Raw genomic sequence first — 26,283 nt, 5'->3', positions numbered from 1 at the left:
GATGCTTCGGTTTTAGCACTCGTTATGTATTTACGTTATGTATTTACGTTTTCTCTTTACGTTTATTTACCTTTCGCTATCAAACGTCCCAGTCGCTTTTTCACTAAATATTTTTTAACAAGGCCCAATGCTTCAGTTTTTTGTTCGAACGACTCTGCTATTAATAGATTAATTTCATGCATTGTCGCAGGCCAGTTATTAGCTGCTATGTCGTCCAGATAAGTTTCTTGTATTTTACCTAATTCATACCTTGCGATTCGATTTTTATAGAGTTTTATATCATCCCAATTAAATGGCGATAAACTCTCAAAATGAAAACCGACACCGGATAGATGTATCACGCGATCCGGCAGGTTACGCTGAATAAATTGTATGTCGGTGTTAGCTGCCTTGGTTAAAAATGAATCTATCCAATTAAGGCCTATTGGTAATTTGAAGTTTTTCTCTTTGACTAATTTGAGATAACGTTGATGCATCCCATAAAGGTTTCCAAAAAAACAGAAGCGTTCTGTCACCAGACTTTGATAAAACTCGAGGTTACGACCGGATAAGGGCATACCAGCAATAATATGGCACGAGTCATTAGCCTTGGCTATTTTCTCAACCAGCAATGGAAAGCATTGCTGGCTAAAAATAACATCAGCATCTACAAAAAAATGGCAAAGCGGTTCTTCATCTGCAACATTATGAACATAGTGATTCCATGCATTGCATTTATCCCCTAATTCAATATTAATAACTTCCATTTTGTCAAAATTCAGTTTCCGTTTTAGCGCTTCGGCAACCTCGACCGTTTTGTCCGTGCAACCATTTGCCATAAGATAAAATTTATGTAAATTATTATCACAGTTGTTAGCTACTGCTGTAACTGAGTTAGCAAGGTTATTTGCTTCATTATAGGCAAACATAACGATATTGTATGAGGCTTGTGTCACTGTATATTCCTTGGCATGATTAATTAATAAGCCAAGCGCAAAACCAAAATAATGAGCACTTAATTTATTATAATAAGAAGGATACCTAAAAAGAGTTCGGTAGGTCAATCATGACATGACTAGTATGATATTTTTGTTATAGTACATCGCTTCTAGAAAGTTAGTCACCAACAATGCTGGTTTTAAAAGAGAGTTATTAATTGAAAATTCTTGTCGTGTCCCATCGAGTGCCTTTCCCCCCCAATAAAGGCGAGAAGCTTCGCACATATCATCAACTAGAAAGATTAAAGCAACTGGGTCACTCTTTGTCATTAATTTCTCCTAGCAGCGGACCAGAAGATGAAGAATTTGCCGCCGCTTTGGCACTCGATCTGGGCATTACCGTGAATACCGCTAAACTGGAGTATAAACCCTTACGTTTTGCAAAAGCATTAGCGACTAATCGTTCGCTTAGCGAGGCAAATTTCTACTCTTCTAGGGTAAAACAGCTAATTGAAAATGAAACCCGCTCATTTGAGCCTGACTTTTTATTTTTAACCGCTTCATCACTAGTTCGCTATATCGACTCAATAGCTAACAAACATAGCAGCCCTGCTGTCTTAACCGATTTTATGGATGTCGACTCAAACAAATGGCAACAGTACCAACACAAAGCGCACTTTCCAATGAATTTAGTCTATAAGCGCGAAGCCAAGTTAGTCAAAAAATTAGAAATTGAAGCCGCTAAGTTATCCAAAGAATGTTACTTAATTGCCTCTGCGGAGCTTAAATTATTTAAAAATGAAGTAACGCAACAAGGCAACATTACAATTTTACCAAATGGAATTGATGATAGTATTTTCAAGCCAAACATCGACATAACTAGACCACAACACCCGACTCTGCTTTTTACCGGCGTGATGGATTACAAGCCTAATATTGATGCTGTTTTATGGTTTATTGCCAATTGCTGGTCCCAAATCAAAGACCAATACCCCAATGCTAAATTGGTAATTGCAGGCATGAACCCCAGTGCCAACATACAAAAGCTCGGTACAAGTGATGATATTACTGTTACCGGATTTGTAGACAACATAATGCCTTATTTCCAATCCGCCTGTATATTTATAGCGCCTTTTCAAATCGCTCGAGGCGTACAAAATAAAGTGCTGCAAGCCATGTCGTGTGAATTGCCGGTTGTTACCACATTGAAAGGGATAGAAGGGATTATTCATTGTGCAGGGAAAGATGTTCTACTTGCAGATACAGCAGAGCAGTACACTACGCATTGTTTAAATTTACTCGAATCGATTGAGTTGCGCGAATCAATCGGTAAAGCGGCTAGACAAACAATATTAGCCAATTATGCTTGGCCTGAAGTACTCAAACCCTTAACTAATCAAGTTGAAAAAAGCACATGAAATCCATACTCAAAGAGATACTATTTATACTATTTGCGCTGCTAGCCTCACCTTTTACGCTCGCCTATTTTTTACTCTCATTGGTCATCAATAAGAATCAATGTATTGCGTTTTTCAGTCAACTTTTGAGTTTAATTCCGGGCAAATCAGGTGCTTATTTTAGAGCCGGCTTTTACCGCTTTACACTGAAGAGTTGCAGCAAAGACGCGGTGATCTCCTTTGCTACTTTGCTTTCACAACAAGATACGTGCATTGCGAACGGCGTTTATATAGGGCCGCAATGCAATATCGGTATGTGCAGCATAAAACAAAATGTCCTATTGGGCAGTGGTGTACATATAATGAGTGGCGCAAAACAACACAACTTTGATGATATTAATGTACCGATAAGGGACCAAGGAGGTAGCTACACCTCGATCGACATAGGAAAAAATTCATGGGTTGGTAATGGCGCGCTTATACTGGCTGATATAGGTGAGAACTGCGTTGTTGCCGCCGGTTCCGTTGTTATTAATGCGGTTCCGGATAACGCGATTGTGGGTGGCAACCCTGCAAAGATAATTAAACTAAGAAGCTAATATCGGGGGATTTCCTACTCTATTGAGGTTATTCAAACAGTTTCTTAGCTTTTACTGCATGTGCTTTCCAGTCAAACATGTCATTTACAAACTCAACGCCCCTTGCACCCATCGACTTGGCTAATGCAGTGTCACTTAATAGCTGATTTATTTTGCTGGCAATAACATCTGGTTTTGTGCAGTCAATAATAAAGCCCGTTTGCTCTGGCAGCATTGTTTCTACTGTGCCTCCTGAGTCACCGGCGATGACTACCTTGCCGCATGCTTGTGCTTCTACTAACACCATGCCAAAGCCTTCTATATCATTGGCAATCGTTCGGTTAGGTAATATGAAAATATCACATTGCTGATAACACTTGATCATCTGCTTGTCGCTTATTTCGTTAAGAAATATGACGTTGTCCGCAAGTTGCAATTCGTTCACTAGGCCAAGCAAACGCGGCTTTTGATCACCATCGCCAATAATGCAATAAAGCGTTTTAGGGTGAGCGGCTAAAATAGTCGGCATCGCCGCTATCATTTTGTCATGTCCTTTGCGCGCTTGTAAGCGCCCTACAGTCAATATAACCGAATACTCAGCCCAGGCCATATCCGTCTTAAAATCATCGTCGCAGGGCACTGGAATAAAACGTTCACAATCTGCCCCCGGATGCAGCACAACCGTATTACCCACATCGTAATTTAGTCGGCGGGCGATATGTTGACTATTCAAGCTATTGCAAATTAGCATGTCAGCTTTTGCACAAACCTGTTTAACCATCAAACTGTGTTCACGACTTGTTGCTGCCGTCTCAATATCTTCACCATGAATGTAGCAAACAAACTGCACCTTGGTGAACAAAGACACCAACCAAGCAATAACCCCTTCATGGATAACTCGCCCGCAATGAATGTGGGTAATTCCATGTGCTTTAGTCAGCTTTCGAACTTGTACGGCATTGCGCCAATAGAAACCAAGTCCCGTAAGACTTTTAAAGCCCCATTCAGCCGATTTAAGCGGTATTCTAATAACGGTGTTGTCAATTTGCTGGTCAATTGCGCTATCGTCAACAGTATCGGTAACAATGATGTAGTCTTCTTTTGGTAGCCTTGAATACAGCTCCCAAAACCACCTTCCGCTGCCACCTGATTTGGGCGGAAAGTTTTCCGTTAATACCAGGACTTTTTTTCGTTGTGTCCCTTGTGTTTGTGGCATTTAATTGGCCTCCCTTGCTGCAAAACCAGCTTGAAGTGCCCTTACTGCCTGCGCTAACATTGGCTTTATGCTGCCTTCATCAAATTCAGCACTATCAGAAATTGCCAAGAAAACGCCATCATATGGCTTGCCTTGCAACTTCAACCACACTTGATATAACTTGGCCCTTTTAGTATCGGTAAATACAGCACCATTGATAATATACAGGTGATAAATGGTAAGTTGCTGACCCGACCCATTCTTTAAGGTCATGTTATTGATGCGTAAGTTATCAGCCAGTGATCCAGTCCGCTTGCCAGACAAACTCCACCTTGTCTCAGCAAAAATATCGTTTTGAGCACTAATTAATTCACCATCAGTGCCATCATAATACGCTGTAAAATAAACAAAATTACTGCTCTCATGCTGTATTGTGAGGAACTCAGAGCGCGTTGAATGTTTGAACTCGGGTTGCCAATTAGACAATACATTGCCTTTTTGCAAAACACTAAAGGGTAATTGAAATTCAGGTTGAAGCGGAGCAATACTGCCCGCTGAATTAATTGAGATAGACTTTGTGATACCTAATACGAGCACTATTGCAACGACTAACAACTTCGAGCCGATTATTTTGAATCCCTCGATATGCTCAATTGACGTATCTACTTCTGCGTTACCAATCGTCTCGTCAGCAAGAGTCTCGCCGGCAAGAGTCTTGTCGCCTGCTGCATTTTGTTTTAAAAGATAGCGCTTTTCAAAACGGCGAATAATTTCACCAATGCCTAATAAACAAATGATCACGAACGCAAAGAAAAACCAGCCATATATTAAGTGGTCAGCACCAACAGCATGCTTCATATCACTCGCGTAACCGATCATGATGATGCCAAAAACGCGAACTGCATTAGCTAAAATTGGGAAAATAACCGACAAAAGTACAAATCCAACACGTGTTGTCATACGTTTCAAATTCATGTAAGCGTACAAATTACCCAACACAATCGATGCGATTAAAAAACTGACTCCCGAACAAGCTTCGGCAACTAAAAAACGACCTTGTGGAATTTCTAAAAACAGACCTGAACGGTACAAAGGAACACCCGTCCAAGACACCATTTCTACTGATATATCTGCGGTTATCTCTTGTAAAAATGGAATAAGTTCTTCACCAAATGGAATGGCGAATAGCATAAAACTGAGAGGGAAAATGAGCTGTTTGCTTATCTGGTTACCCAGGTAAAACCATGTAAGCGTGGGCAATAACGAAAACATTGCCGCGTGCTGAAATAACTGAATATCGCCTGCAATGCCAATAACGTATAAAAGTACTTGCAAAAAAATGAACGGTAAAGCCAATAGTGTGCACTGTCGAGCACGCCAATTAATATCGTCCTTTTTTTCCCAGATTAAATATAAGCTGACCGGCAACACAAAAAAGCAGTGATTGAAAATTTCTGATATATACCAAATTTTTACCGCTGATACTAAACCTTGAAACGTTAGCCCTATCCATAAGCAAAGAAGTACCCCCCCTAAAGCCCAATTGATAGTGTGACTGCCAGTGTTATGAACCGCCTGCCCGTTATTTAGCATCGATAACATCCTTGTATGTTTCGTACATAGTTGACCACTCGTAGTCATTTATGAGCTGCACTAATTTTTTTTCCATCACGTGCAAATTAACGTAATGACGCAACTTAGATTTAAACGGCGCGCCTTGCACTCGAGGTTGATCAGCATCTATCTCCCACGGGTGGAAGTAAAAATTATAGGGTTCGTTAGTGTCTTGCATGTATTTTTTTATACGCCTATTAGATAACCAATAAGGATATAATCGGAAATAACCACCACCGCCAATACCGGTATTCTTGCCGTTGTTAGCTAAGGTGGGCACTGGAATTTCTACAATGCCTTCTTTACGCAGGTGCTTAAATCGAGGCCAATCGGGCACCCCGTATAGGTCGTGTTCTATAGGGTAAGTGCTGGATGAGTATTTAAAGCCTAATTCGACCAAAATATCAAACACCCATTCATTGCTTTTATTAATTGAAAAACTAGGTGCTCGATAACCCAAAAGGGCAGCGCCTGAGGCCTGTTCGAGTTTATCTTTACTGATGCGAATGTCTTCGAACACTTGTTCTGGGGTCATTGTAGTTGCCCGCCGATGGTTTGAGCCATGACTGCCAAGCTCGTGTCCTTCATCGACAATGCGTTTAACTACATCCGGGCAGTGTTCTGCAACCCAACCTAGCGTAAAAAAGGTGCCTTTTATGCCGTGCTGGTTAAATAAATCGATTAAGCGGTGCGTGTTATCACCCACACGAGGCGTTATGCTGGACCAATCTGAAGGCGAAATAACGGATTCGAATGCCGACACATGAAAGTAGTCTTCAACATCCACTGTCATCGCGTTAAGTCTTTTTGGGTGAGACTGCATGGCTTATTTCCTCTATTCGATAATCGACGTAACGATTAACGACCTTTGCCAAATAAAACAACTTCAACGGTTCTGATCAATATTAGTAGGTCTAGCAACAAACTTTGATGCTTAACGTAATATAAATCAAATTTTAGTTTTTCGAGTGAATCATTGACGCTTGCGCCATAAGGATAATTTAACTGCGCCCAACCGGCTAGACCTGGCTTTACATTGTGACGCTGATTGTAATAAGGCACTTCTTTTATTAATTGCTGCACAAACTGAGGACGCTCTGGTCGCGGACCAATAAATGACATTTCACCTTTGATCACATTCAATAGTTGCGGAAGTTCATCAATTCGATACTTTCGAATAAAATTACCAATGCCAGTAACCCGGTTATCATTTTTGGTCGCCCACTTAGCGCCATCTTTTTCTGCGTCAGGGCGCATGCTTCTGAATTTTAGAATGTTGAATAGTTTACCGTCTTTACCTACTCTTTCTTGTTTATAAAATACCGATGCGCCGGTTCGAAAACCATCATCGATATAAATAATAATGGCGGTAAGTAACATCAAAGGCCATGCGAAAAACATCACAAAGCCCGCCAGCATTATATTCAACATATAGTCGAGCGACTCGCGTAAATAATTTTGCGAATGAAAACCGTTGGAATAAATAACCCAACTTGGGTACATCAGATCAACCACAATTTGGCCTCGCTCGCGCTCCATAAAGTCCAAAAGGTCGGTTACTTCAATGCCCCTTAAGCGGCAATCAAATAACGCAGAAACAGGCAATGTGCCTCGTCGCTGGTCGCAAGCAACCACGATTTCTTCAATATTGTTGTCGTTTAAAAACTGCCTAAACGATTCATCTACTTTTACATGAATAATTTTTTCACGCTGCACCCCACTCTGCCTATCATCGCCGGGAATGGGCACAAAGCCAACCAATTCAAATCCTAAGCGGTCGACGTCTCGTCGCATATTATTTTCGATGATGGCCGCCCTAACACCGGCTCCTAATACCAATATGCGAGAGCTACTCAGGCCCATTAAGCCCAGTCGATTGGTAAAATAACGGAAGAAAATAAGGGTGAGGATATTGAAACAGATAGCGGTTGGCAAAAAATATGGATGCAGGTCGAGTTGCGTAAACAGCGCGCTGGTTATGATTTCGACAATAAAATAACTCAATACCAAACTAACGAAAATACGTCGAATAATGCCTCTAAAGGTTTCACGCAGCTTAGTTTCGTATAAACCCACTGACAAAGAACAGACTAATATCGCAATCATCAACAGAAATATGTTAATGGCGAGTGCTTCAGAGTTCGGCTTTGGGATAAGTTGAAGACTCACCAAAACAAAACTAGCAATGTAACTTACATACGATACTAGTACGGCTTCAGTGAGCACTAGCGCCGTTGAGCGTTTATTTTGTCTTTTGTTGCTCGATGCCATAACTTCCCTTTACCACCCGACATTTATAGAAACAAGTGTTTAAACGTATGATAATTGATTTAATTAAGATAAACTTAAGTTAATTCGTTGAGCAGTATAATAGTTTTCACGCTCGGGTAAATGACTGTTTTATAATTTATGATGAACTTTCCGAATATCATCAACATATATGAAGGAAATTTAGGGATGAAAAAAGCACATCAATTGGGCATCGTTGGACTACTTTTTGCCACGTTTGTTATAACGGGATGTAGTGTTAACACGTTGCCACAAGCAACAACTCGAGCTTCATTAACCACCAACGTTAATGATTACCAGTACCTTATCGGTCCGGGCGACAGCCTGACTATTTTTGTTTGGCGAAATCCAGAAATTTCAGGCAATTTTGTTGTGCGACCGGATGGCAAAGTAACCACGTCATTGGTTGAAGATGTGGAAGTGTCCGGCAGAACCCCCACCATGCTTGCTCGTCAACTAGAAGAGCAACTGGCTACTTATATAAACAGTCCTCGCGTAACGGTCAGCGTTGGTCGCTTCCAAGGTCCTTTCAGTGAGCAGGTTCGCGTAATAGGCGAAGCCGCAAACCCCAGTGCATTTAATTACACGGAAAACATGACCCTACTCGACCTGATGATTGCGGTAGGCGGGCTAACTGAATTTGCGAGTGGTAATAGCGCAAAATTAGTGCGTGTTATTGACGGCCAGCAAACCACATTTGAATTGAATATAGAAAAGCTAATAAAAGACGGCGATATTACTCAAAATATCGACATACTACCCGGCGACATCATCATTATTCCAGAAGCTTGGTTTTAGGCAAATTTAGAGAACTGTTTACATGCAAGATTTAGAACAAACCATTCAAATGGTGCTCGACTTTATCCGAGGGATCTGGATAAAGAAACGATATGTGATGATATGCTCATGGCTGATATGCCCTATCGGCTTTTTTTATGTGACCACGCTACCTGACGTTTATAAATCTGACGCCCAAGTTTACGTTGACACTCGCTCAGTACTGCAGCCGCTTTTGGTCGGTATGGTTATCGGTTCTAACCCAGCGCAGGAGATACAGATGATGGCCAGAACGTTACTCAGTCGATCAAATGTTGAAATTATTGCGCGCCAGTCGGATTTAGATATTACGGTGATTGGCGACGAAGCATACAATAAGCTGATTACGCAATTAACAGAGGACATTAATTTAGCAGGAACGGGACGAGACAACATTTATACTATTTCTTATGCGAATGAAAGCCCTGAAATGGCGCGCACTGTCGTTCAAGAAACCCTCGACCTTTTCGTTGAGGGCTCACTTGGGAGCTCACAAAAAGGAACCGACACAACCACTCGGTTTTTAGATGAACAAATCGCAGAATATGAAAACGACCTAGCTGAGAGTGAGCAGCGCCTTGCTGCATTTCAACGAAAGTACAGCGAAATTTTGCCTGCGCAAGGATCTTTTTACGCAAACCTGCAGTCACTAAGGCAGCAGATGGAAGTAACTAAGCTTACGATTAAAGAAACACAGCAACAAATTAATGCCATGAAAGGGCAATCTCGCCAAGCACTAAAAGCGGCTGATGGCTTTGGCGTGCGCAGTAACGGTGGTGAACAAGTGTTAACTACCAGGTATGACGAACGTATTTTAGCCTTAGAAAGCCGCTTAGATGAATTGAAATTGCGTTTTACCGAGCAACATCCCGATGTAATCGAATCTAACAATCTAATGGAAGCACTAAAAGAAGCAAGACAGAAAGACATTGAAGTTTTTTTAGCGCAAGACACAGACGATGAATCACCATCAATGCTAACTGAAAGTGATCGCCAGCTCAGCCTTGAAATTGCTCGTTTAGAAGGTATGTTAGCGTCATTAAATGTGCGCGAAAAAGACACCCAGAGTAGGATAACTGATCTGCAATCTATTATTGATTCAGTCCCACAGATAGAATCGGAAGAAACTGGGTTAAACCGTGACTATGATATTAAAAAGCAAAAATACGAAGAATTATTATCACGCCGTGAATCTAATAATCTAAGCAGAAGAGCAGATAGCGACTCTGACGATTTGCAATTTAGGATCATTCGCCCACCATTAATTGCCGATAAACCAAGTGGACCAAAACGCATTATATTTTATACTGGCGTTTTAATATTCGGCTTTGGTCTCGGCGGCGGCCTCGCCTTTTTAATGAGTATGATCAAGCCTGTGTTAGTGCGTGGTCAACAAATTTCAGACCTGACAGGCTTTCCAATTTGGGGTGCAGTTGCTCATTTAGATATTGTTAGTATTAAAAAACGAAATAAGATGCGCATGTTTATTTTTGCAATGTCTTCTGGTGCAATTATCGTACTATATGCTGGTTTAATTGCAGTAGAGATTATGAACATTGACTTGGCGAGCAAAATACCATTATGAACAATACAATAGAAAAAGCCTTACTTCGTCAAAAAGAAGCTGAACGTTTGAAAAAAGAGGCTGCGCTTTTAAATGCTGAAGGTGAAAAACTCGATCCGCCTGATGTGGCCAGCGCGTCTAACGTTGAAACAGGCGCTGTAAACTCAGATAGTGACAGCACTGAGACTGCTAAAGTAAATATTATTGAGCAGGCTTATCCGGCAGTAGAGTCTGCTAAGCCGGCTGAAAAACCAGATGAAAAGTCAGATGAAAAGTCAGGTGAGAAATCAGTTGAAAATGCGCAATTGACGAGCCAAACTTTTGAAATTGATATTGCCGATTTAGAAAGTCGCGGTTTTGTGTCACTGCACAGCACCCGCAGTCAAATTAATGAAGAATACCGTGAAATAAAGCGTAAGCTTTTATCCAATGCTTTTGGTGCACTGTCAAAAACACTCACCAATGCCAACATTATTATGGTCACCAGCGCTCGTCCGAGTGAAGGAAAAACCTTTACTGCGATTAATCTGGCATTGAGTATAGCGGCAGAAAAAGACAAACGTGTATTACTAGTCGATGCCGATGTTTTAAAACCCAACACGCTAAGAACATTAGGTTTAAAAGAACGACATGGCTTAATAGAGTATTTGTTGGGCGATGTAAAAGAAATTGGCGACGTTATGTTTGGCTCTAATATCGACAAGTTAAGAATTATCCCTGCAGGCCGCGCTCACCATTTATCCACCGAGTTGCTAGCCAGTAAGGCAATGAGCGACCTGATCACTGAATTTTCTACCCGGTACCCTGACAGAGTCATCATTATTGATACGCCGCCAATTATTGGTATTAATGAGTCCGCTGTATTGGCTAACTTTGCTGGTCAAGCTGTTGTGGTAGTTGAAGAAGGTCGTTCAAAGCTATCAGATATTCAAAAAGCGGTGGCGCGATTAAACCCTAATATGGCGATTGGCTTTGTGGTGAATAAATCACTTAATTCATCAGAGCAAACAGGTTACTACGGCTATCATCATTACGGTAGCGATAGAGAAGGCGAAGAACAGCCTGCCCCAAAGGCATAAGAAAGACATAAGGAAGCGTTTATTGATGTTGTATAAAAACAAGCACCTAGCTTTATCAATACTTGCTTGCATGCCTTTGATACTGCAGACGCTAAGTTCCTCAGCTACTGCTAACGAGCTAGTGTGGGCTGTTGGTGTCGATAATGAAATTGTTTATCAAGACGTGTATTCTGATGAACAACAACAAACCATCAATTCAACCAACTTCATTATACGACCTCAATTATCACTTAACTTTACATCAAAACGCATTAATGCGTTTTGGCGGGCAACTCATAATAACGTTAGTCGAAGCCTTGAAGATGCTGATGTAACCAACAATTACACAAATTATGCTTATGGCGGCAGTTTCGCAGCCATACAGGATCTGCTCACCTTCACCGCCAGTGGTGCCTTAAATTATCAAAGCGCGTCAGCAGATGGTTTCTTAGTGGACAGCTTCTTGCTGAATGCGGAAAACTTAACAAAAACACGGTCTAACCGTTTTGGTGCCGACTTTACGCTTCCCCGAGGTGACTACTTTGGCCATTCAAGCCAAATTAATTACTCTACTACCGAAAGCGAAAGGCGTGAAAACTCGTTTAATCAGTTAAACAGCGACGTTATCAGTATTAACACAAAAACCTATACCGGAAATGATTTTGAACGTTTTAGGGCGCAAATTACCAGTGACTTTAGTGTATCCGACCGTAGCGTACAGGGTGACTATACCAACCGAGTCGTTAACGGCAACATGTCTTATCGCTTCATTAGCAACCTTGGTTTTTTAGTTACCGCAAATCACGAGGCCAATCAGGTCAAATCGCAAAACGATGTATTTTCAAATGTACGCCAGTTTAATAGCGTTGGTGCTGGTTTAGTATGGAGACAAGCAGAAAATAAATTTATTTCTCTTACTTGGAACAGCGCAGATAGCGACGCTATTGAAGCGGATGAAGACAATAAAGGTTTCATTGGTGCTAACGTAAACTGGCAATTTACACCACGAACTCAGGTTAATGCCGATTATACTCGACGTTTCTTTGGCGAAAGCGGTAATTTTAGTTTTCAACACCGACTTAAAAAATTCAGAACACAAATTACTTATTCCGAAGAAGTGACCACTTTTTCACGCTTAATTGCTGAGCCTGAAAACCTAGGCGTGTTTATTTGTACCGACGGCATTAGCGATTTAGCGGCCTGTTTTCAGCCAAGTTCACTTAACTACCAACCACAGCCTAATGAACAATTTGTGCAATTTAGTTCTCAAAATCCAGTCATTAGTGATGATATTATTTTACGTAAAGGGCTTTCTTGGCAGTTAGGCACAGAACTGCGTAGAACCAAGGTGTCATTAAGTGGACGCTATTTTACCAATGAATACTTAGAGTTTGACCGATTATCCAGAACCTATTCAGCGAGTACATCAGTTGCGTTTGCCATTGGACGTAAAACCAATATTAGTTGGACTACCGATGCGGCGATTACGGACGATATATTTGAAGGTGCTAAAGGTACTTCAGAGGTACTAAGCACTAAGTTAAGCCTTGACCGTGATATGGGCCGTTATTTTAATCTATCCTTAAACTTTTCTTATTTGCAACGAGAAACTGAAGGCCGAGTGATTGGCAGCGGCGGTTCCGCAGGCCTAACTGGCGACATTAAGGACCGCCGAGTTTCGTTAAATCTCAAATACAACTTAACGAAGTAAGGCATTACCTGCTAATTTGGTAGATAGCGCGAAAGTTAATACCCCGCGGCTTATCCTCACTCATCATCACTCTTCAAGCGCACATAAGCCTGATACTTTTTCTTCAATAACTTGTCGATATACTGGGTTAGTTTAATTTTGTGCTTCAAGGCGTCATCTAAAGCATCCACAAGCTCATGCAGCATATCTTTATAATACTGAGCCTCATGTATTTCAGTGCCTTTTGCAGTGAATCTGAGGGCCTCTGGATCCGTAGTAAAAACCTCATCTCTTACTGGTACTAGATTATCAGGTATAAACATTTCTGACTTCACTTCATCAATCACCAAATTAACTTGGTCTACTTGAAAAAATTCTATTTCTTCCAAAAAACCATATAACAAAACGCGATCCAATAAGGTATTCATGCGCCTAGGTACGCCGCGTGAAAAGTCGTGAATAGCGGCAAAAGAGTCATCACTAAACAAGCCTTCACCTGCATAACCAGCATGCTGTAAACGAAACTCAATGTATTCGCGCGCTTCTTGAGAATTAAGCGGCGCTAAATGACATGAAGCAACAATACGCTGGCGAAATTGCTCCATATTGGGTGCACGTAAAATCGGCTGCAGTTCGTCTTGACCTAACAGAAAGCTCTGCAGTAGAGGCTTGCCTGCTTTTTGAAAATTAGACAACATGCGTAATTCTTCAATGGTTTCTAATGGTAAATTTTGTGCTTCATCAACCAGCAATAAGGCACGCTTACCTTGCGCGGCCAGTTGATTTAAAAAACGTTCCAAATCATCGAGAATTTCCGCTTTGCTTTTACCGGCAACGTCTAGTTCAAACTTGGATGCCACCATTTTCACAATTTCATCGGGTGATAGCTTAGGCGTCACTATTTGCGCTGCAAAAATATCTTCTTCAAGACTATCCAATAGGCTATTCGCAATAGTGGTTTTGCCTGTGCCTATGTCACCTGTAATAACAATAAACCCCTCTGCTTGCGACAACCCATACTGCAAGTATGACATCGCTCGCTTATGCAATTTACTTGCAAAAAAGAAGCCCGGGTCGGGGGTTAGTTGAAAAGGCTTTGATTTTAGTCCGTAATAATCTTCATACATTATTTTATTGCCTCTCCATTTTAAAATCGTTCATAATATACACTACTTTGCGTCTGCATTTACAATCTGTGAAATAATGCCTGTGGTAGACACTCCCTGTTCAAATAAAAGCACGCGGACCTCGCCACCATTGGCGATAACGTCGCTGCCACCGGCAATTTCATGTATCTGATAATCACCGCCTTTGACTAACACATCGGGCAAAATATCGGTAATGAGTGCTTGTGGGGTGTCCTCACTAAAAGGCACAACCCAATCAACCGCACTCAAACCTGCCAATACCGCCATTCTGCGCTGCAAATTGTTAATTGGTCGGCCCTCGCCCTTAAGTTTACGCACTGAGTCGTCGGTATTAACAGCAACAATTAGGCGCTCACCCAAGGTTGCGGCTTCGGTTAAATATGCAACATGCCCAGAATGTAAAATATCAAAACAGCCGTTGGTCATGACTACACGTTCGCCTTTGCGCTGTGCTTGCTGCACAGCAAGGCGAAGTTGCTGGGCATTCATAACGCCACCACCTTGATGCACTTGCGCATTAACCGCAATAGCAAGCTCGGTCGTTGACACTGTTGATGTACCTAATTTGCCCACCACCACGCTAGCAGCATGATTGGCAAACTGACACGCTCTTGCCAACGGCAAACCAACTGCAATGCAGCAAGCTAAAGTAGAAATAACGGTATCGCCTGCGCCAGTGACGTCATACACCTCTTTGGCGTGCGCGGGTAAATGATAAACTTGTTCTTGAAACAACGACATGCCTTTTTCTGAACGAGTTACTAATACCGCGTCCAGATCGCATTGTTGCTTTAGGGCTTGTGCATGGGTAAATAATTCGTCTTCGCTTTCACAAACACCCATTTCGTCTTCGAATTCTGACATATTAGGGGTCAGTAAGGTTGCTCCTTTGTATCTGGCAAAGTCACTTCCTTTGGGGTCAACAATCACCGGTTTGTTGTATTTGCGGGCAAGTAAAATAAGTGATTGAGGGTCCGACAAACAGCCTTTGTTGTAGTCGGATAAAACAACCAGATCGGTGTGCTGAACTTGCTCTTCAAACTTGGCTAGTAATTCCGCTTTATCGTTCTTAGCAAAGCTCTTCTCAAAGTCGAGGCGCAGTAACTGCTGGTTACGGCTCATTATCCGCAGCTTGGTTATGGTGTCCTGAGTCGCTACTTTGGAAAATTCACACGTCACGTTCATCGCTACCAAGCGATCGGTGAGTATTTGAGCAGCCTCGTCTTGACCGGTCATGCCAATCAATACAACTTGAGCACCCAATGTTGCGGCGTTAATAGCCACGTTTGCTGCGCCACCAGGACGGTCTTCTATATCATCCACACGCACTACTGGTACTGGTGCTTCAGGAGAAATACGTGCAGTAGGGCCAGACCAATAACGGTCCAACATTACGTCGCCAATAATAAGAATTTTCGCTTTGCTAAAATCAGGTATTTGCATGATTAACTGTCTTGTGAATTGCTATTTTTTTTGAATTGTTTGAGAGTATAACAATGAATCAGAAAAATTCCGATAAACCTTGGTTTATCTACCTCATAAAAAACAAACTTAACCAACTGTATTGCGGTATTACCGTAGATGTACAGCGCCGTTTTTTTGAACACGCAAGTAACAGCCCCAAATGTGCCAAGGCGTTGAAAGGAAAAGGCCCACTGTTGCTGGTGTTTTGTGCTCGGATAGGTAATCAATCAGAAGCACTAAAATTAGAACGCTGGTTGAAAAAACAAACCAGGCAATATAAAAATAAGCTAGTAGCGGGCATGTTAGTCTTACCTGTTGAACATGAATTGCTTGGCTCGCAGGCTATTCAGGAGAATACTAACCTGAAAATAACCCCGCAATAAGCAATGCTAAACCAATACTTAACACAAATTCGATACTGGCAATACCCACATTATGGTGTAAATCGACTTCTGTTTTCCACTTAACGCCACTCAATATAATACGTTTTGACACACTCGACAATATGATAAGAAACACTGAAAACCCGGCACTAAAGACTAGCCAACCGGTCATATTACTGACGTATGCCTGTGGATCGTAAACTAAAATAGAGCCTGCTGAAGAAACCGCTATCGCTGTTCCTATTAGGTTACCCGAATGCTGTATTGCTAAGGCTAATTGTCCTTTACCAAGCGCTTGTTGAAAGCTGTTATCTTGATTGTTGCTGGCATAGCGAAGTTCATATAAACGAGTCGTCAATAACAGCATACTTAGTACCACCATTGAACCCGATAAAATCGCAATAAATGTATTAACGTCGGCTCCCGCCGCCCACTTAATGATACTCTTGATGATAATTGCACTGGCAACCGAGCTAGCCGCATCCACTAAGCCTATTGATACATTCTTCTCAGAAATCATTTGGTTTTTATCGAGTAGGTTTAACACGACTTTATCGTGAGCATAACGACCTACTTTTACTAACACGATACCGATACTGCCAAATATCAGCATACCCAAGGCCGCGCCCTCAAAACCCAAATGATTATGTCGCCCAACTACGGCTGACAGAACGATAGTGAGTGATAACATTCTACCAGCCATGCTGATACCAAATGCAAAGTTATCATTCTCACCTAATTCAATTCTAACGCTGGTTTTTGTAAATAAACCCGACAATGCGCGAATTGCAAACAACAGCGCAATGGCAATAGAAATATCGATAGCCAAATAAATCAAAATGTCTGATGATAAGGGTACAAGTTTTACCAGTTGTTCCATATTGGAATAATCCTGACGACACATATAATTAAAAACTGTAGCATAATAACTGTATTGACAATTATGCAAATGAGTTTAAATGCAAAAATTACCGATTATTTTAATTGAGCGCGCCAACAGCCACTTTGCCGACTTTATGGAAAAACTCGACAGTGCCTTAGCTAAGGATGTGCAAGAAGCTAAAAAACAAGCTCGCTATCTTCAGCTATTAGATAAACACAAAGAGCAGGTGATGCAGGCTTTTGCGTTGAGCGATTTTATTGCTCGAACGGCGCAGCAATACCCTATTCAATTTATGCACAAACTGCCAACTATTATTGAGCACCCCGAGCATGATGGCCAACAATATCAAGAATATTATTTGCAGTTGCAACACCATCTTGAGCAAGCGTTAGCCACGTTAAATAACGAAGCAACTCTGCATGCAGGACTGCGTCAATTTCGACATTTAATAATGCTGTCGATTGCTTGGCGCGATTTGGTTTACAAAGCTGATATAAAGCAATCACTGCTGGCCATTTCGCATTTAGCCGACGCGCTAATTAATTCTGCCAATGCGTGGTTATATCAAAACGCATGTAAAAGATACGGCAAGCCGGCGCCGGTTAGCCAAGCAGCAGAGAACTCAGTAGAGAACTCAGTAGAGAACTCAGCACCCATTCTGCAGCAACAGCAATTATTGGTCATTGGGATGGGCAAACTAGGTGGACATGAGCTCAACTTTTCATCTGACATTGATTTAATTTTTGTTTATCCAGGATCAGGGGAAACTGATCATCCGCGTAAACCCCTTGATCATCAGACCTTTTTTACGCGCTTGGCGCAGAAGCTGATTGCGGCATTGCATCAAACCACAATGGACGGACAAGTGTATCGCGTTGATATGCGCCTGCGCCCTCTGGGAGACGGTGGCCCGTTGGTGGTTTCCATGGGGGCATTTGAATCGTATTATTTAGAGCAAGGCCGCGAATGGGAAAGGTTTGCGATGCAAAAAGCGCGCGTCATCAACCCAGATTCTGAGGCAGTAAGAGAACTGCAAAGCATTATTACCCCTTTTGTGTATCGCAAGTATCTTGATTTTACCACCATTGAGTCGTTGCGAAATATGAAACAACTGATTGAGAATGAAGTCGCTCGGCGCAATTTAACCAATAACATTAAATTGGGTAAAGGCGGTATTAGAGAAGTTGAGTTTTTTGTGCAATCGCTACAGATGATCCATGCAGGTAGAGTTACTGAGTGCCAAACAAAATCTATTCTTGCCTCATTTAAAGCACTAGTTGAGCATGATTTTTTACCCAAAAAAGACGCCGCAGAATTACAAAATAGTTACCTTTTTTTGCGTCAAGTTGAACACTATTTACAAGCTTTTGATGACAAACAAACCCAGCAGTTGCCCGACTGTGACTTGGACAAAGCAAGACTCGAGTTTTTATTGGCAACTATGCCCAAACACGATACACCATTGAGCCGTAATTCTGACCTTGGCACTGCACTGCAAATTGATCAAATACAACAACATATGCAGCGTATTAATGGTCACTTTAGGTCGCTAATTGAAGAGAGCCCCGAGGAAAAAGACGAGAGCCAAGCGCTAAATCAATCTTTTAACGATTTATGGCTATTAGATCTAGATACAGCAGAAATACAAAGCGTGCTTTTACCTATTGTAGGAGACACCGCAGAGTCTGAAAAACTCAGTGCGCAACTTGTTGAATTTAAGCGCAAGTGCACTAAACATGACATTGGACAACGAGGACATAACACCCTCGACAAACTTATTCCTCAATTGCTTAACGAAGTACTGCATTATCAAGACAGCACTGACAGCGACATTATCCACAATGAAAGTGAACTGTTTGAGCGTATTTTTAATATTTTATTAACCATTGTTGGGCGCACAACGTATCTCGACTTACTACTCGAAAACCCAGCGGTTAGAAGACGATTGATTACGCTGTCTGCAAATAGTCAGTGGGTAGCCAAGCAAATAAAAGCATTTCCATTGTTATTAGATGAGTTACTCCATCCCGCTTACCTGCAGCCCGACCAAGCTGATATAGCAACTTGGCGCAGTGAATATGAAAACGAGCTGCGCTTACAGCTTCTCAGAGTAGAACCCGATGATGTTGAAGCTCAAATGGATGCCCTGCGCTACTTCAAACTCACGCAACAGTTGCGTATTGCCGCGGCAGACACTACCGGCACCTTGGCTATTAATAATGTCAGTGACAAGCTCACGGTCCTGGCAGAGGTATTACTTGCCCAAGTGATTGACATTGCATGGATACAAATGGTGAGCCGTTACGGTACGCCACAGGGCTACTCAATGCAAAGCAAAGGATTGGGCGTTTTAGCTTATGGCAAAATGGGCGGGATTGAGTTGGGCTATGGTTCCGACCTAGATATCGTTTTTGTGCATGACGTTAATCTGGCTACCATGACCGATGCTCAAAAACAAATATCGTGTAGTGAATTTTTTGTCAAACTAGTGCAACGGGTCACGCATATTTTCACCACAAAAACCTATCTAAATAACCTTTATGAAATTGATTTAAGATTGCGACCATCAGGTAATTCAGGCTTGCTTATTAGTCATATTGATACTTTTTCTCACTATCAAGAAAATAGTGCGTGGACTTGGGAGCATCAAGCTTTGGTTAGGGCCAGATATGTTTATGGCCACGCTGCCTTAGAGCATAAATTTACTGACATTCGCAAACACGTGCTGGAGAAAAAAAGAGAAATAAGTGTCCTACGAAAAGAAGTGGCTGACATGCGTGAAAAAATGCGACAGCACTTGGATAAGTCAAATAGTCACAATGCTGACTTGAAACAAACCTCAGGCGGCATTACTGATTTAGAGTTTTTAACGCAGTATTGGGTATTACTTTACAGTCATACCCATAGCGAGCTAACAAAATGGAGTGACAACTTACGTATCCTCGATTCACTTGCACAAGCGGATATTATTAGCACAAGCCAAAACAAAGAATTACAAGAAGCGTATTTATTTATTCGAAATCAGTTACATAAATTAAGCTTGGGTGCATTTGGTCGCAATACAGCGGTGCCGGGCTTAGAAAAACACATGCACACTATTCAAGGTAATTATGCGCTGGTTTTTAAGGATTAGTGGATTTATAGATTGACTGATTTATGGATTTACGGATTAGCTGATTTATGGATTGATTGATGAATTGACTTATTTGTGAATGGATTGATGGATCAACTGATTTATGGATTGATTGATGAATTGACATATTTATGGATGGATTGTTAGATGGATTTATGTGTCGCTTAAACGCAGACACTGCAGCTAGTTAAAGCCTGCTTTTGTGCAATTTTCAACTACGTAGGTACCTGCTTTGTCAGCAATGACGATCGTCTTCTTTTTATGGCAAAAATACACCTTAACTTCAGGAACGAAGTTCGCATCGATCGCTCCGGCGATCTCATCGAGAGTCCCCACTAAGCTATCCTCAGATAAAAAACGCTGGCGAATAATAAAGTCCTGACTGAGATCCCAGATTAACTGCACACCCTCTTGTTCAGCATATTTCATTGCTTCGGTTTTGATCGTGGTGCCTTGGGCAAAGCTTCTAACCTTGTAGTTCCCTTCCCAATCCTGTTCTGGGGGATTATCAACACTTCTGATCGCGACCAATTGCTGGGTTTGCGTTTTTTTGGGTGTCTTCAGTGCAACCACAAAATCACCAAACTCGTCTTTGATAGGATCTGAAGATGACAACCGAAATTCTTCATAGAAGCGAGCGAGGTTGTCTGAAATATTATCTTTTTGTTCGCTAACCTCGCCGTCCGATAGAATAGGTAAATCCATACTATCTGGCCTGTATACCAAAAAAAGTATCGTCGCCAATAGCACAAGAACGCCTAACGCCAAATGTTTTTGCCAGCCTGTGGATTTTTTTTTACCCGACATTTTTACTACCTTTGCAACAAAGCGAGTGTGCAAGACTCTCGCTTCTTTTTAATTCAGATTATTTACCTGAGTTAACGCTACTTATACAAAGACTCAGGTTGATCGACAGGCCGAGTTTTAAAACGCTTATGCATCCACAAGTAACTGTCTGGTTGCTCGTTCACCACTTTTAGTACGTCTTCGTTTAGCTTGGTTAATGCGACCTCTTGATCTTTATCGGCCAAATAGTCAATTGGTGCACCAATTTTTACTTTGTAGCCTTTTTTAGTGTATTGCGACACTACCATTAATGGCACGCAGTTGGCTCGGTTGGCAAACATGAGTGTAGCGGTAGTAGTTGCTGTGCGCGCAACGCCACCAAAAGGAACAAAAATACTTGTGCTTTTACCATAATCTTGATCAGGGAAGTATAAGCAGAACTCATTTTCATTCATGGCTTGAATTAAGGCTTTGGCATTGCGTTTATCAATCATGTATTTGTTTGAACGGTTGCGGCCATGATACTGCATGTAATTAATTAGCGGATTGTTATGCTTGCGGTAAAACGCGATACAGGGATGAGCATATCCAATGATTCGACAGCCTATTTCCAAATTAACATTGTGCAAAGTTAAACCGAAAACTCCCTTCCCTGATGCCAGTACTTTTAATGCATTATCAAGACCTTCAACCTCAGCAACGCGACGCACGCGCCACTCTGGCCACCACCAGCCCATGCCAGTTTCAAACAAGCCCATTGATGTGCGAAACACATTGTCTTTTAATACTTTGTCGCGCTTCTGCGCGGACCACGACGGATAACAAAGCTCTAGATTTTTACGGGCTATTTGAATGCGCTTTGGAACCAGCACCGCAGTCAGTTTCGCAACAACTCTGGCGACTAATTTAATCATCGGCAGAGGCAGCCACGTGATGACGTAAAGTAAGCCAGCGCCAAACCAAACGCCCCAATATTTTGGATGCAAAAAAGAGACTGTAAACGGCGGAGCCATAACGGTTTTAACTGGTTTGTATGGTTTTTGTGACGACGTGTTTTTTTCAATTGTAGCGGAGTTATGTGGCTCTGATCCTGTCATTGTAGGCTCAATTGGCTTTTCATCAGCTATGACTTTTTTATTGGTGTTTTTATTGGTGTTTTTATTGGTGTTTTTATTGGTATTTTTATTGGTATTGCTATTAGTTTCTGGCTTGTCCACAATGCGCTCGTTGATGTGTTTGACGTCGGTTAAGGTATTTTCCCTATTATACAAGGTCATAGCGCACTTGTGAACCACCCACCGACATCGCTTTCGCTGTCATCAATGGGCTTCAGAAGCCGACACGTCGCGCCTAAAAAAACGCGTGTCTGGAGGTCAGTACTCTTTGTCGATGCTAACTAACTTTTTTTCAAAGGCGTCAAATTGGCTCTGCTTTTCATAGTCAAAGTGATATTGGTTATGAAAACCATAACTGAGTTTGACCAACGCATCTTCTATATACAGCGTATAACCATCAAAATCAGTAAACGCTTTAATGCCATTTAAGTGATAAGCACCATCTCGTTGTTCGCCATGCTGACGAATTTTCTCAAAAACTTGTAATAATAATTTACTATCTAAACTATTTTTCATATTCCTCCTGTAACGCTCAACTTCAGGTTGGCTGGATAATATTTTACAGCAGCTTACGCTCGCGGCACTGGGCCCTGCTGTGGTAATGATAGCTACTAATACAGGCAAAGCCAAACTACAAGATCAGAATTCCGGATATAACACTATTGTTCGCCATATAAATTGCATCGCTATTTATTACCATAAAACATATTTCAGGTCTGACTGCATGTTTTTTAAACAAATATTTTTGATCTTTGTTTTTTTTCATGTAGTATATATTATTCAACTGGTCAGATGAGCGGATAAGTTACTTATGAGTATTAGAACAAACCTTAAAAAAGTATTACCACCAATTTCAGTAACTGAGCAAGAAGCTTTAGATGCGGGTGATGTGTGGATTGAATCGTCTATTTATCAAGGCAAACCTGACATGCATGCCCTGCGCAGCCTTCCTCAAGCAGTATTGAGCGCTGACGAGCAAGCCTTCTTGAGTGGTCCAGTGGAAGAACTGTTAGCCATGATCGACGAGTTCGAACTAGGTAACAGCAAACATATTCCACAAGAAGTCATCGATTTTCTTGGTAAAAACAAATTTTTCTCAATGATCATTCCAAAGAAATTTGGTGGTCTTGAATTCAGTCCTTATGCAAACTCAACCATCGTTGCCACTATTGCAGCAACAAGTGGTGCCATAGCCGTGACGGTAATGGTACCTAACTCCTTAGGCCCCGGCGAACTGCTAATGCATTACGGTACTGAAGCGCAACAAAACTATTGGTTGCCTAAATTATCAATCGGCCAAGACATTCCTTGTTTCGCTCTAACTAGCCCTGAAGCTGGCTCTGACGCTGGCTCAATTCCTGATGCCGGCATTGTGACCAAAGGCATGTGGGAAGGTAAAGAAGTCATTGGCCTAAGCGTAACATGGGACAAGCGCTACATTACGCTTGCGCCTATCGCAACAGTGCTTGGCTTGGCATTTAAGGTATTCGATCCAGAGCATCTACTAGGTGACAAACTGGCACTAGGTATTACGTGCGCATTACTGCCTAAATCTCATCCTGGTGTTGAAATGGGTAACCGTCACGACCCAATGGGCGTAAAATTTTATAACGGTACAACCCGCGGTAAAGATGTATTCATCCCAATGGACTTTATTATTGGTGGCGAGAAGAACATCGGTCGCGGTTGGCAAATGCTCGTGAGCTGCCTAGGTGCAGGTCGCGGTATTTCATTACCAGCAATGGGTGTTGCTTCAGCGCAGTCTGCGTTTAAGTCTACCGCCGAGTATTCATTCGTACGTGAGCAATTTGGTGTGCCAATCGGTCGCTTTGAAGGTATTCAAGACAAACTTGCTGACATTGCAGGTAAAACTTTTTTACTAGAGTCAATGCGTGTATTAACCACCGAAGGTTTAGGTGAAGGTATTACACCAGCAGTTGTTACTGCTATTGCCAAATACCACATGACTGAGTTAGGTCGTGATGTATTAAACTCAGCGATGGACGTACAAGCAGGTAAAGCAATACAACGTGGTCCGCAAAACACATTGGCAAACGGCTATGCTGCATTACCTATTGCAATTACGGTTGAAGGCGCAAACATATTAACCCGTAGCTTGATGATTTTCGGTCAAGGTACAATGCGTTGTCACCCACATTTAAAAGAAATGGTTGACTTGATCCATAGCGAAGACAGTAAAGCCGATGCAGATTTTAATAAAGTACTTATCAAAACTGTTAAGTTCAGTGTTAGGAACGCATTTAGAAGTTTAGCCAACAGCTACTTGCCATTTTTACGCTCTACAGAATCGAACTTCCCGATTGTTCGTCCTTACGAGAAGCGTGTAAATGCACTTGCTGCAAAACTAGCACCACTAGCCGACTTATCATTGTTGGTATTAGGCGGCGAACTGAAAAAAGCAGAATTGTTATCAGCGCGTTTAGGCGATGTAATGAGCTACTTGTACGGTGCAATGGCGTCAATTAGGTTCTTTGAGCAACGTGTAAAAGATCGCGCTCAAGCTGAAGCTTATTTCCGTTATGCAATGGAGTGGTCACTACAGCAAGCTGAAAAAGCGATTGTTGATTTTATCAATAACTTCCCGAACGTGCCAGCACGTGGTTTGATGAGAGTATTGACCAACACTTATACGTCATCAATAAGCCATATTTCTGATGACTTGGTTCGTGAATTGTCAACTGCATCTATGCAAGACAGCAGCATCAAAGCACAGCTAACTCACCTTGTTAAAGTAATGCCGGGTGACGGCAACGATATTAACGAGCAGGCATTTAAAGCCAAGCATGCTGCTATGCCATTATTATCTAAAGTGCAAAAAGCATTACGTAAGTCACCTGTCGTTCCATTCATTTCGTTTGAACACGTAGTGGATACGATGCACAAAGCAGGCGATTTAACTGACGCAGAGCGCACAACGTTGTTGCAATACAATGAGAAACGCAAGCTGTCGGTACGTGTTGATGAATTTACTTTCGACATGGAATTACTCAGTGCTGAAGAGACTGATGGTCCTAGCGCAAGTAAAACTGCGAGTAGAACAGAAGAAGCGACTGCAAACGCGGCGTAACTTGTGAGTCGAGCAGCGCTTAAATAGGCTGCAACGGCTGCAATATTGACAATAAAAGGCGTCCATTTGGGCGCCTTTTTTATTGGCTCGTAGGCCAACACATGGATGCTAATTTCAGTCGCAACATATTATACATATCACCTTACCGCTCAAGAACGTCGATAAAGAACATCGATAAATTGAGACCGGAGCTAAATTGGCGGTTCTAAAAGACCTCGGAATTCGGTATATTCAAGCCCATCTATTGCACGCCCCATAAGAACCTTCATCAATGGCACAGCTTTACTACTACTACTCGGCAATGAATGCAGGTAAGTCGACTTCCCTGCTGCAGTCGGCATACAACTATAAAGAACGCGGTATGCACATTACCTTATTCACTGCGGCTCTGGATAATCGCTATGGTAGCGGCAAAATATCGTCTCGTATTGGTCTTGAAGCTCCTGCAAATCTTTTCACGCCACAAACCGACCTATTTGCTGAAATGCGCAAAGAGTGTGATAAACAAAAAATCAGCTGTTTATTTATTGACGAAGCGCAGTTTTTAAGCAAACAACAAGTCATTCAGTGTCTGCAAATAGTAGATGCATTGAAAGTACCTGTGCTGGCATATGGTTTGCGTACAGACTTTAGAGGTGAAACATTCGAGGGCAGCCAATACTTACTTGCTTGGGCCGATAAGTTGTCAGAGCTAAAAACAGTCTGTCATTGTGGTCGTAAAGCTAATTTCGTGGCACGCCTTGATGATAACGGAGACCCTATTTCTGAAGGAGCTCAAGTGGACGTCGGCGGTAACGAAAAGTATGTGTCGCTGTGCCGCAAACATTTCATGGAAAAAGTGTCATTCGAGTATCATCCAAACCCATAATACGGCTTACTTTTGCCTTCATGTGAATGATTGGTTGGTCGTATAGTCACTTAATTTTTCTACGCTAACTGAAAGCGCTTCGATTAGCTCGGTTCATGGCGCTTCTGTTGGTTTTTCATAGTGCTTCGCTTATCTTATTTTACCGCACTTCAGCAACAACGCCAGCCTTACTATTCATCAAATTTATCAATTAACCCAAATTAAACAAAGTTCGCTGATACTTCATTATCGACTATCATATAGATGATCCTGTTAATCATTGCATATTTTTGGACGTCATCATTTTTGCGTCAACAC

At 41.8% G+C, this 26,283-nt stretch carries 21 protein-coding genes; 10 read left to right on the top strand and 11 right to left on the bottom strand.

Annotated features, from left to right (window positions below):
• Positions 1-62: 62 nt before the first annotated feature.
• Positions 63-935: a glycosyltransferase family A protein gene (locus G399_RS0112940; RefSeq protein ID WP_006013100.1), complete on the bottom strand. Its 873-nt coding sequence runs from the start codon at positions 933-935 to the stop codon at positions 63-65.
• A gap of 200 nt (positions 936-1,135) precedes the next feature.
• On the opposite strand from G399_RS0112940, the gene G399_RS0112935 reads away from it, so the two are divergent.
• Together G399_RS0112935 and G399_RS0112930 are read left to right on the top strand one after the other, a co-directional pair.
• Entirely contained in the window at positions 1,136-2,335 is a 1,200-nt protein-coding gene (locus tag G399_RS0112935; protein ID WP_006013095.1) for a TIGR03087 family PEP-CTERM/XrtA system glycosyltransferase, read from the top strand.
• Complete coding sequence (locus G399_RS0112930; RefSeq protein WP_006013092.1) at positions 2,332-2,913, top strand: acyltransferase; 582 nt, start codon at positions 2,332-2,334, stop codon at positions 2,911-2,913. The genes G399_RS0112935 and G399_RS0112930 overlap by 4 nt, the downstream gene beginning before the upstream one ends.
• 28 nt (positions 2,914-2,941) lie before the next feature.
• On the opposite strand, the gene G399_RS0112925 is transcribed toward G399_RS0112930, so the two are convergent.
• From G399_RS0112925 to G399_RS0112910, 4 genes are read right to left on the bottom strand one after another with little or no spacing between them, the layout of a single operon-like run.
• The gene (locus G399_RS0112925; RefSeq protein ID WP_006013091.1) at positions 2,942-4,108 is read right to left on the bottom strand and encodes a glycosyltransferase family 4 protein; all 1,167 of its coding nucleotides are present in this window, start codon (positions 4,106-4,108) and stop codon (positions 2,942-2,944) included.
• Positions 4,109-5,680, bottom strand: coding sequence for an exosortase A (gene xrtA / locus G399_RS22190; protein ID WP_006013089.1), 1,572 nt, complete (start codon positions 5,678-5,680; stop codon positions 4,109-4,111).
• Positions 5,670-6,524 (bottom strand): XrtA system polysaccharide deacetylase, encoded by an 855-nt coding sequence (locus G399_RS0112915; RefSeq protein WP_006013088.1) that lies wholly within the window; start codon positions 6,522-6,524, stop codon positions 5,670-5,672. The genes xrtA and G399_RS0112915 overlap by 11 nt, the downstream gene beginning before the upstream one ends.
• Positions 6,525-6,559: 35 nt before the next feature.
• A complete protein-coding gene (locus G399_RS0112910) occupies positions 6,560-7,972 on the bottom strand; it encodes a TIGR03013 family XrtA/PEP-CTERM system glycosyltransferase (protein ID WP_006013086.1) in 1,413 nt (470 codons plus the stop codon).
• A 186-nt stretch (positions 7,973-8,158) separates the two neighbouring features.
• On the opposite strand from G399_RS0112910, the gene G399_RS0112905 reads away from it, so the two are divergent.
• Genes G399_RS0112905 through G399_RS0112890 form a run of 4 tightly spaced genes read left to right on the top strand, consistent with a single transcriptional unit; the run spans position 8,159 to position 13,139 of the window.
• Positions 8,159-8,788, top strand: coding sequence for an XrtA/PEP-CTERM system exopolysaccharide export protein (locus G399_RS0112905; RefSeq protein WP_006013083.1), 630 nt, complete (start codon positions 8,159-8,161; stop codon positions 8,786-8,788).
• Between the two features lie 22 nt (positions 8,789-8,810).
• A complete protein-coding gene (locus tag G399_RS0112900; protein WP_006013080.1) occupies positions 8,811-10,391 on the top strand; it encodes an XrtA system polysaccharide chain length determinant in 1,581 nt (526 codons plus the stop codon).
• Positions 10,388-11,449: an XrtA-associated tyrosine autokinase gene (locus tag G399_RS0112895; RefSeq protein WP_006013078.1), complete on the top strand. Its 1,062-nt coding sequence runs from the start codon at positions 10,388-10,390 to the stop codon at positions 11,447-11,449. The genes G399_RS0112900 and G399_RS0112895 overlap by 4 nt, the downstream gene beginning before the upstream one ends.
• A 25-nt stretch (positions 11,450-11,474) precedes the next feature.
• Positions 11,475-13,139 carry a porin family protein gene (locus tag G399_RS0112890; RefSeq protein ID WP_006013076.1) on the top strand — a complete coding sequence of 555 codons (1,665 nt, stop codon included), beginning with the start codon at positions 11,475-11,477 and terminating at the stop codon, positions 13,137-13,139.
• A 56-nt stretch (positions 13,140-13,195) separates the two neighbouring features.
• Here G399_RS0112890 and G399_RS0112885 read toward each other — a convergent pair whose 3' ends face one another.
• Positions 13,196-14,245 carry an XrtA/PEP-CTERM system-associated ATPase gene (locus G399_RS0112885; RefSeq protein ID WP_006013074.1) on the bottom strand — a complete coding sequence of 350 codons (1,050 nt, stop codon included), beginning with the start codon at positions 14,243-14,245 and terminating at the stop codon, positions 13,196-13,198.
• Positions 14,246-14,287: 42 nt separating this feature from the next.
• Positions 14,288-15,709: a bifunctional D-glycero-beta-D-manno-heptose-7-phosphate kinase/D-glycero-beta-D-manno-heptose 1-phosphate adenylyltransferase HldE gene (gene hldE / locus G399_RS0112880; RefSeq protein WP_006013072.1), complete on the bottom strand. Its 1,422-nt coding sequence runs from the start codon at positions 15,707-15,709 to the stop codon at positions 14,288-14,290.
• Between the two features lie 53 nt (positions 15,710-15,762).
• Between hldE and G399_RS0112875 the strand changes: the two genes are divergently transcribed.
• Positions 15,763-16,113, top strand: coding sequence for a GIY-YIG nuclease family protein (locus G399_RS0112875; protein ID WP_006013069.1), 351 nt, complete (start codon positions 15,763-15,765; stop codon positions 16,111-16,113).
• Here G399_RS0112875 and G399_RS0112870 read toward each other — a convergent pair.
• A complete protein-coding gene (locus G399_RS0112870; protein WP_006013067.1) occupies positions 16,088-16,993 on the bottom strand; it encodes a DUF350 domain-containing protein in 906 nt (301 codons plus the stop codon). The two genes, G399_RS0112875 and G399_RS0112870, sit on opposite strands and share 26 nt — an antisense overlap.
• Positions 16,994-17,072: 79 nt before the next feature.
• Here G399_RS0112870 and glnE point away from each other — a divergent pair, with 79 nt between their 5' ends.
• On the top strand, positions 17,073-20,129 hold the full coding sequence (glnE, locus tag G399_RS0112865; RefSeq protein ID WP_006013065.1) for a bifunctional [glutamate--ammonia ligase]-adenylyl-L-tyrosine phosphorylase/[glutamate--ammonia-ligase] adenylyltransferase: 3,057 nt from the start codon (positions 17,073-17,075) through the stop codon (positions 20,127-20,129).
• Between the two features lie 183 nt (positions 20,130-20,312).
• Here the strand turns inward: glnE and G399_RS0112860 are convergent, their stop codons facing one another.
• The 3 genes from G399_RS0112860 to G399_RS0112850 all read right to left on the bottom strand — a co-directional run bounded on the left by G399_RS0112860 (position 20,313) and on the right by G399_RS0112850 (position 22,546).
• A complete protein-coding gene (locus tag G399_RS0112860; RefSeq protein WP_006013063.1) occupies positions 20,313-20,936 on the bottom strand; it encodes a TcpQ domain-containing protein in 624 nt (207 codons plus the stop codon).
• A 77-nt stretch (positions 20,937-21,013) separates the two neighbouring features.
• Complete coding sequence (gene lpxL, locus G399_RS0112855; RefSeq protein WP_006013061.1) at positions 21,014-22,192, bottom strand: LpxL/LpxP family Kdo(2)-lipid IV(A) lauroyl/palmitoleoyl acyltransferase; 1,179 nt, start codon at positions 22,190-22,192, stop codon at positions 21,014-21,016.
• Positions 22,193-22,288: 96 nt separating this feature from the next.
• Complete coding sequence (locus G399_RS0112850; protein WP_006013059.1) at positions 22,289-22,546, bottom strand: DUF3081 domain-containing protein; 258 nt, start codon at positions 22,544-22,546, stop codon at positions 22,289-22,291.
• 295 nt (positions 22,547-22,841) lie between these two features.
• Here G399_RS0112850 and G399_RS0112845 point away from each other — a divergent pair, with 295 nt between their 5' ends.
• Positions 22,842-25,118, top strand: a complete 2,277-nt coding sequence (locus tag G399_RS0112845; RefSeq protein WP_006013057.1) for an acyl-CoA dehydrogenase — start codon at positions 22,842-22,844, stop codon at positions 25,116-25,118.
• A gap of 271 nt (positions 25,119-25,389) precedes the next feature.
• The gene (locus tag G399_RS0112840; protein ID WP_006013055.1) at positions 25,390-25,986 is read left to right on the top strand and encodes a thymidine kinase; all 597 of its coding nucleotides are present in this window, start codon (positions 25,390-25,392) and stop codon (positions 25,984-25,986) included.
• Positions 25,987-26,283: the final 297 nt, after the last annotated feature.

The organism is Brumicola pallidula DSM 14239 = ACAM 615 (assembly GCF_000428905.1).
Classification (GTDB): Bacteria; Pseudomonadota; Gammaproteobacteria; order Enterobacterales; family Alteromonadaceae; genus Glaciecola; species Glaciecola pallidula.
The sequence above is the reverse complement of the archived record's forward strand: the minus strand, read 5'-3'. Positions and strand labels throughout refer to the sequence as shown.

What these genes read in the sequence shown, in the direction of transcription:
- G399_RS0112905 (WP_006013083.1), top strand. Translation starts at nt 8,159, where the DNA reads ATGAAAAAAGCACATCAATTGGGCATCGTTGGACTACTTTTTGCCACG.
- G399_RS0112930 (WP_006013092.1), top strand. Translation starts at nt 2,332, where the DNA reads ATGAAATCCATACTCAAAGAGATACTATTTATACTATTTGCGCTGCTA.
- G399_RS0112850 (WP_006013059.1), bottom strand. Translation starts at nt 22,546, where the DNA reads ATGAAAAATAGTTTAGATAGTAAATTATTATTACAAGTTTTTGAGAAA.
- hldE (WP_006013072.1), bottom strand. Translation starts at nt 15,709, where the DNA reads ATGCAAATACCTGATTTTAGCAAAGCGAAAATTCTTATTATTGGCGAC.
- G399_RS0112875 (WP_006013069.1), top strand. Translation starts at nt 15,763, where the DNA reads ATGAATCAGAAAAATTCCGATAAACCTTGGTTTATCTACCTCATAAAA.
- G399_RS0112900 (WP_006013080.1), top strand. Translation starts at nt 8,811, where the DNA reads ATGCAAGATTTAGAACAAACCATTCAAATGGTGCTCGACTTTATCCGA.
- G399_RS0112845 (WP_006013057.1), top strand. Translation starts at nt 22,842, where the DNA reads ATGAGTATTAGAACAAACCTTAAAAAAGTATTACCACCAATTTCAGTA.
- G399_RS0112860 (WP_006013063.1), bottom strand. Translation starts at nt 20,936, where the DNA reads ATGTCGGGTAAAAAAAAATCCACAGGCTGGCAAAAACATTTGGCGTTA.
- G399_RS0112840 (WP_006013055.1), top strand. Translation starts at nt 25,390, where the DNA reads ATGGCACAGCTTTACTACTACTACTCGGCAATGAATGCAGGTAAGTCG.
- G399_RS0112915 (WP_006013088.1), bottom strand. Translation starts at nt 6,524, where the DNA reads ATGCAGTCTCACCCAAAAAGACTTAACGCGATGACAGTGGATGTTGAA.
- G399_RS0112925 (WP_006013091.1), bottom strand. Translation starts at nt 4,108, where the DNA reads ATGCCACAAACACAAGGGACACAACGAAAAAAAGTCCTGGTATTAACG.
- G399_RS0112895 (WP_006013078.1), top strand. Translation starts at nt 10,388, where the DNA reads ATGAACAATACAATAGAAAAAGCCTTACTTCGTCAAAAAGAAGCTGAA.
- glnE (WP_006013065.1), top strand. Translation starts at nt 17,073, where the DNA reads ATGCAAAAATTACCGATTATTTTAATTGAGCGCGCCAACAGCCACTTT.
- G399_RS0112870 (WP_006013067.1), bottom strand. Translation starts at nt 16,993, where the DNA reads ATGGAACAACTGGTAAAACTTGTACCCTTATCATCAGACATTTTGATT.
- G399_RS0112890 (WP_006013076.1), top strand. Translation starts at nt 11,475, where the DNA reads ATGTTGTATAAAAACAAGCACCTAGCTTTATCAATACTTGCTTGCATG.
- G399_RS0112910 (WP_006013086.1), bottom strand. Translation starts at nt 7,972, where the DNA reads ATGGCATCGAGCAACAAAAGACAAAATAAACGCTCAACGGCGCTAGTG.
- lpxL (WP_006013061.1), bottom strand. Translation starts at nt 22,192, where the DNA reads ATGACCTTGTATAATAGGGAAAATACCTTAACCGACGTCAAACACATC.
- xrtA (WP_006013089.1), bottom strand. Translation starts at nt 5,680, where the DNA reads ATGCTAAATAACGGGCAGGCGGTTCATAACACTGGCAGTCACACTATC.
- G399_RS0112885 (WP_006013074.1), bottom strand. Translation starts at nt 14,245, where the DNA reads ATGTATGAAGATTATTACGGACTAAAATCAAAGCCTTTTCAACTAACC.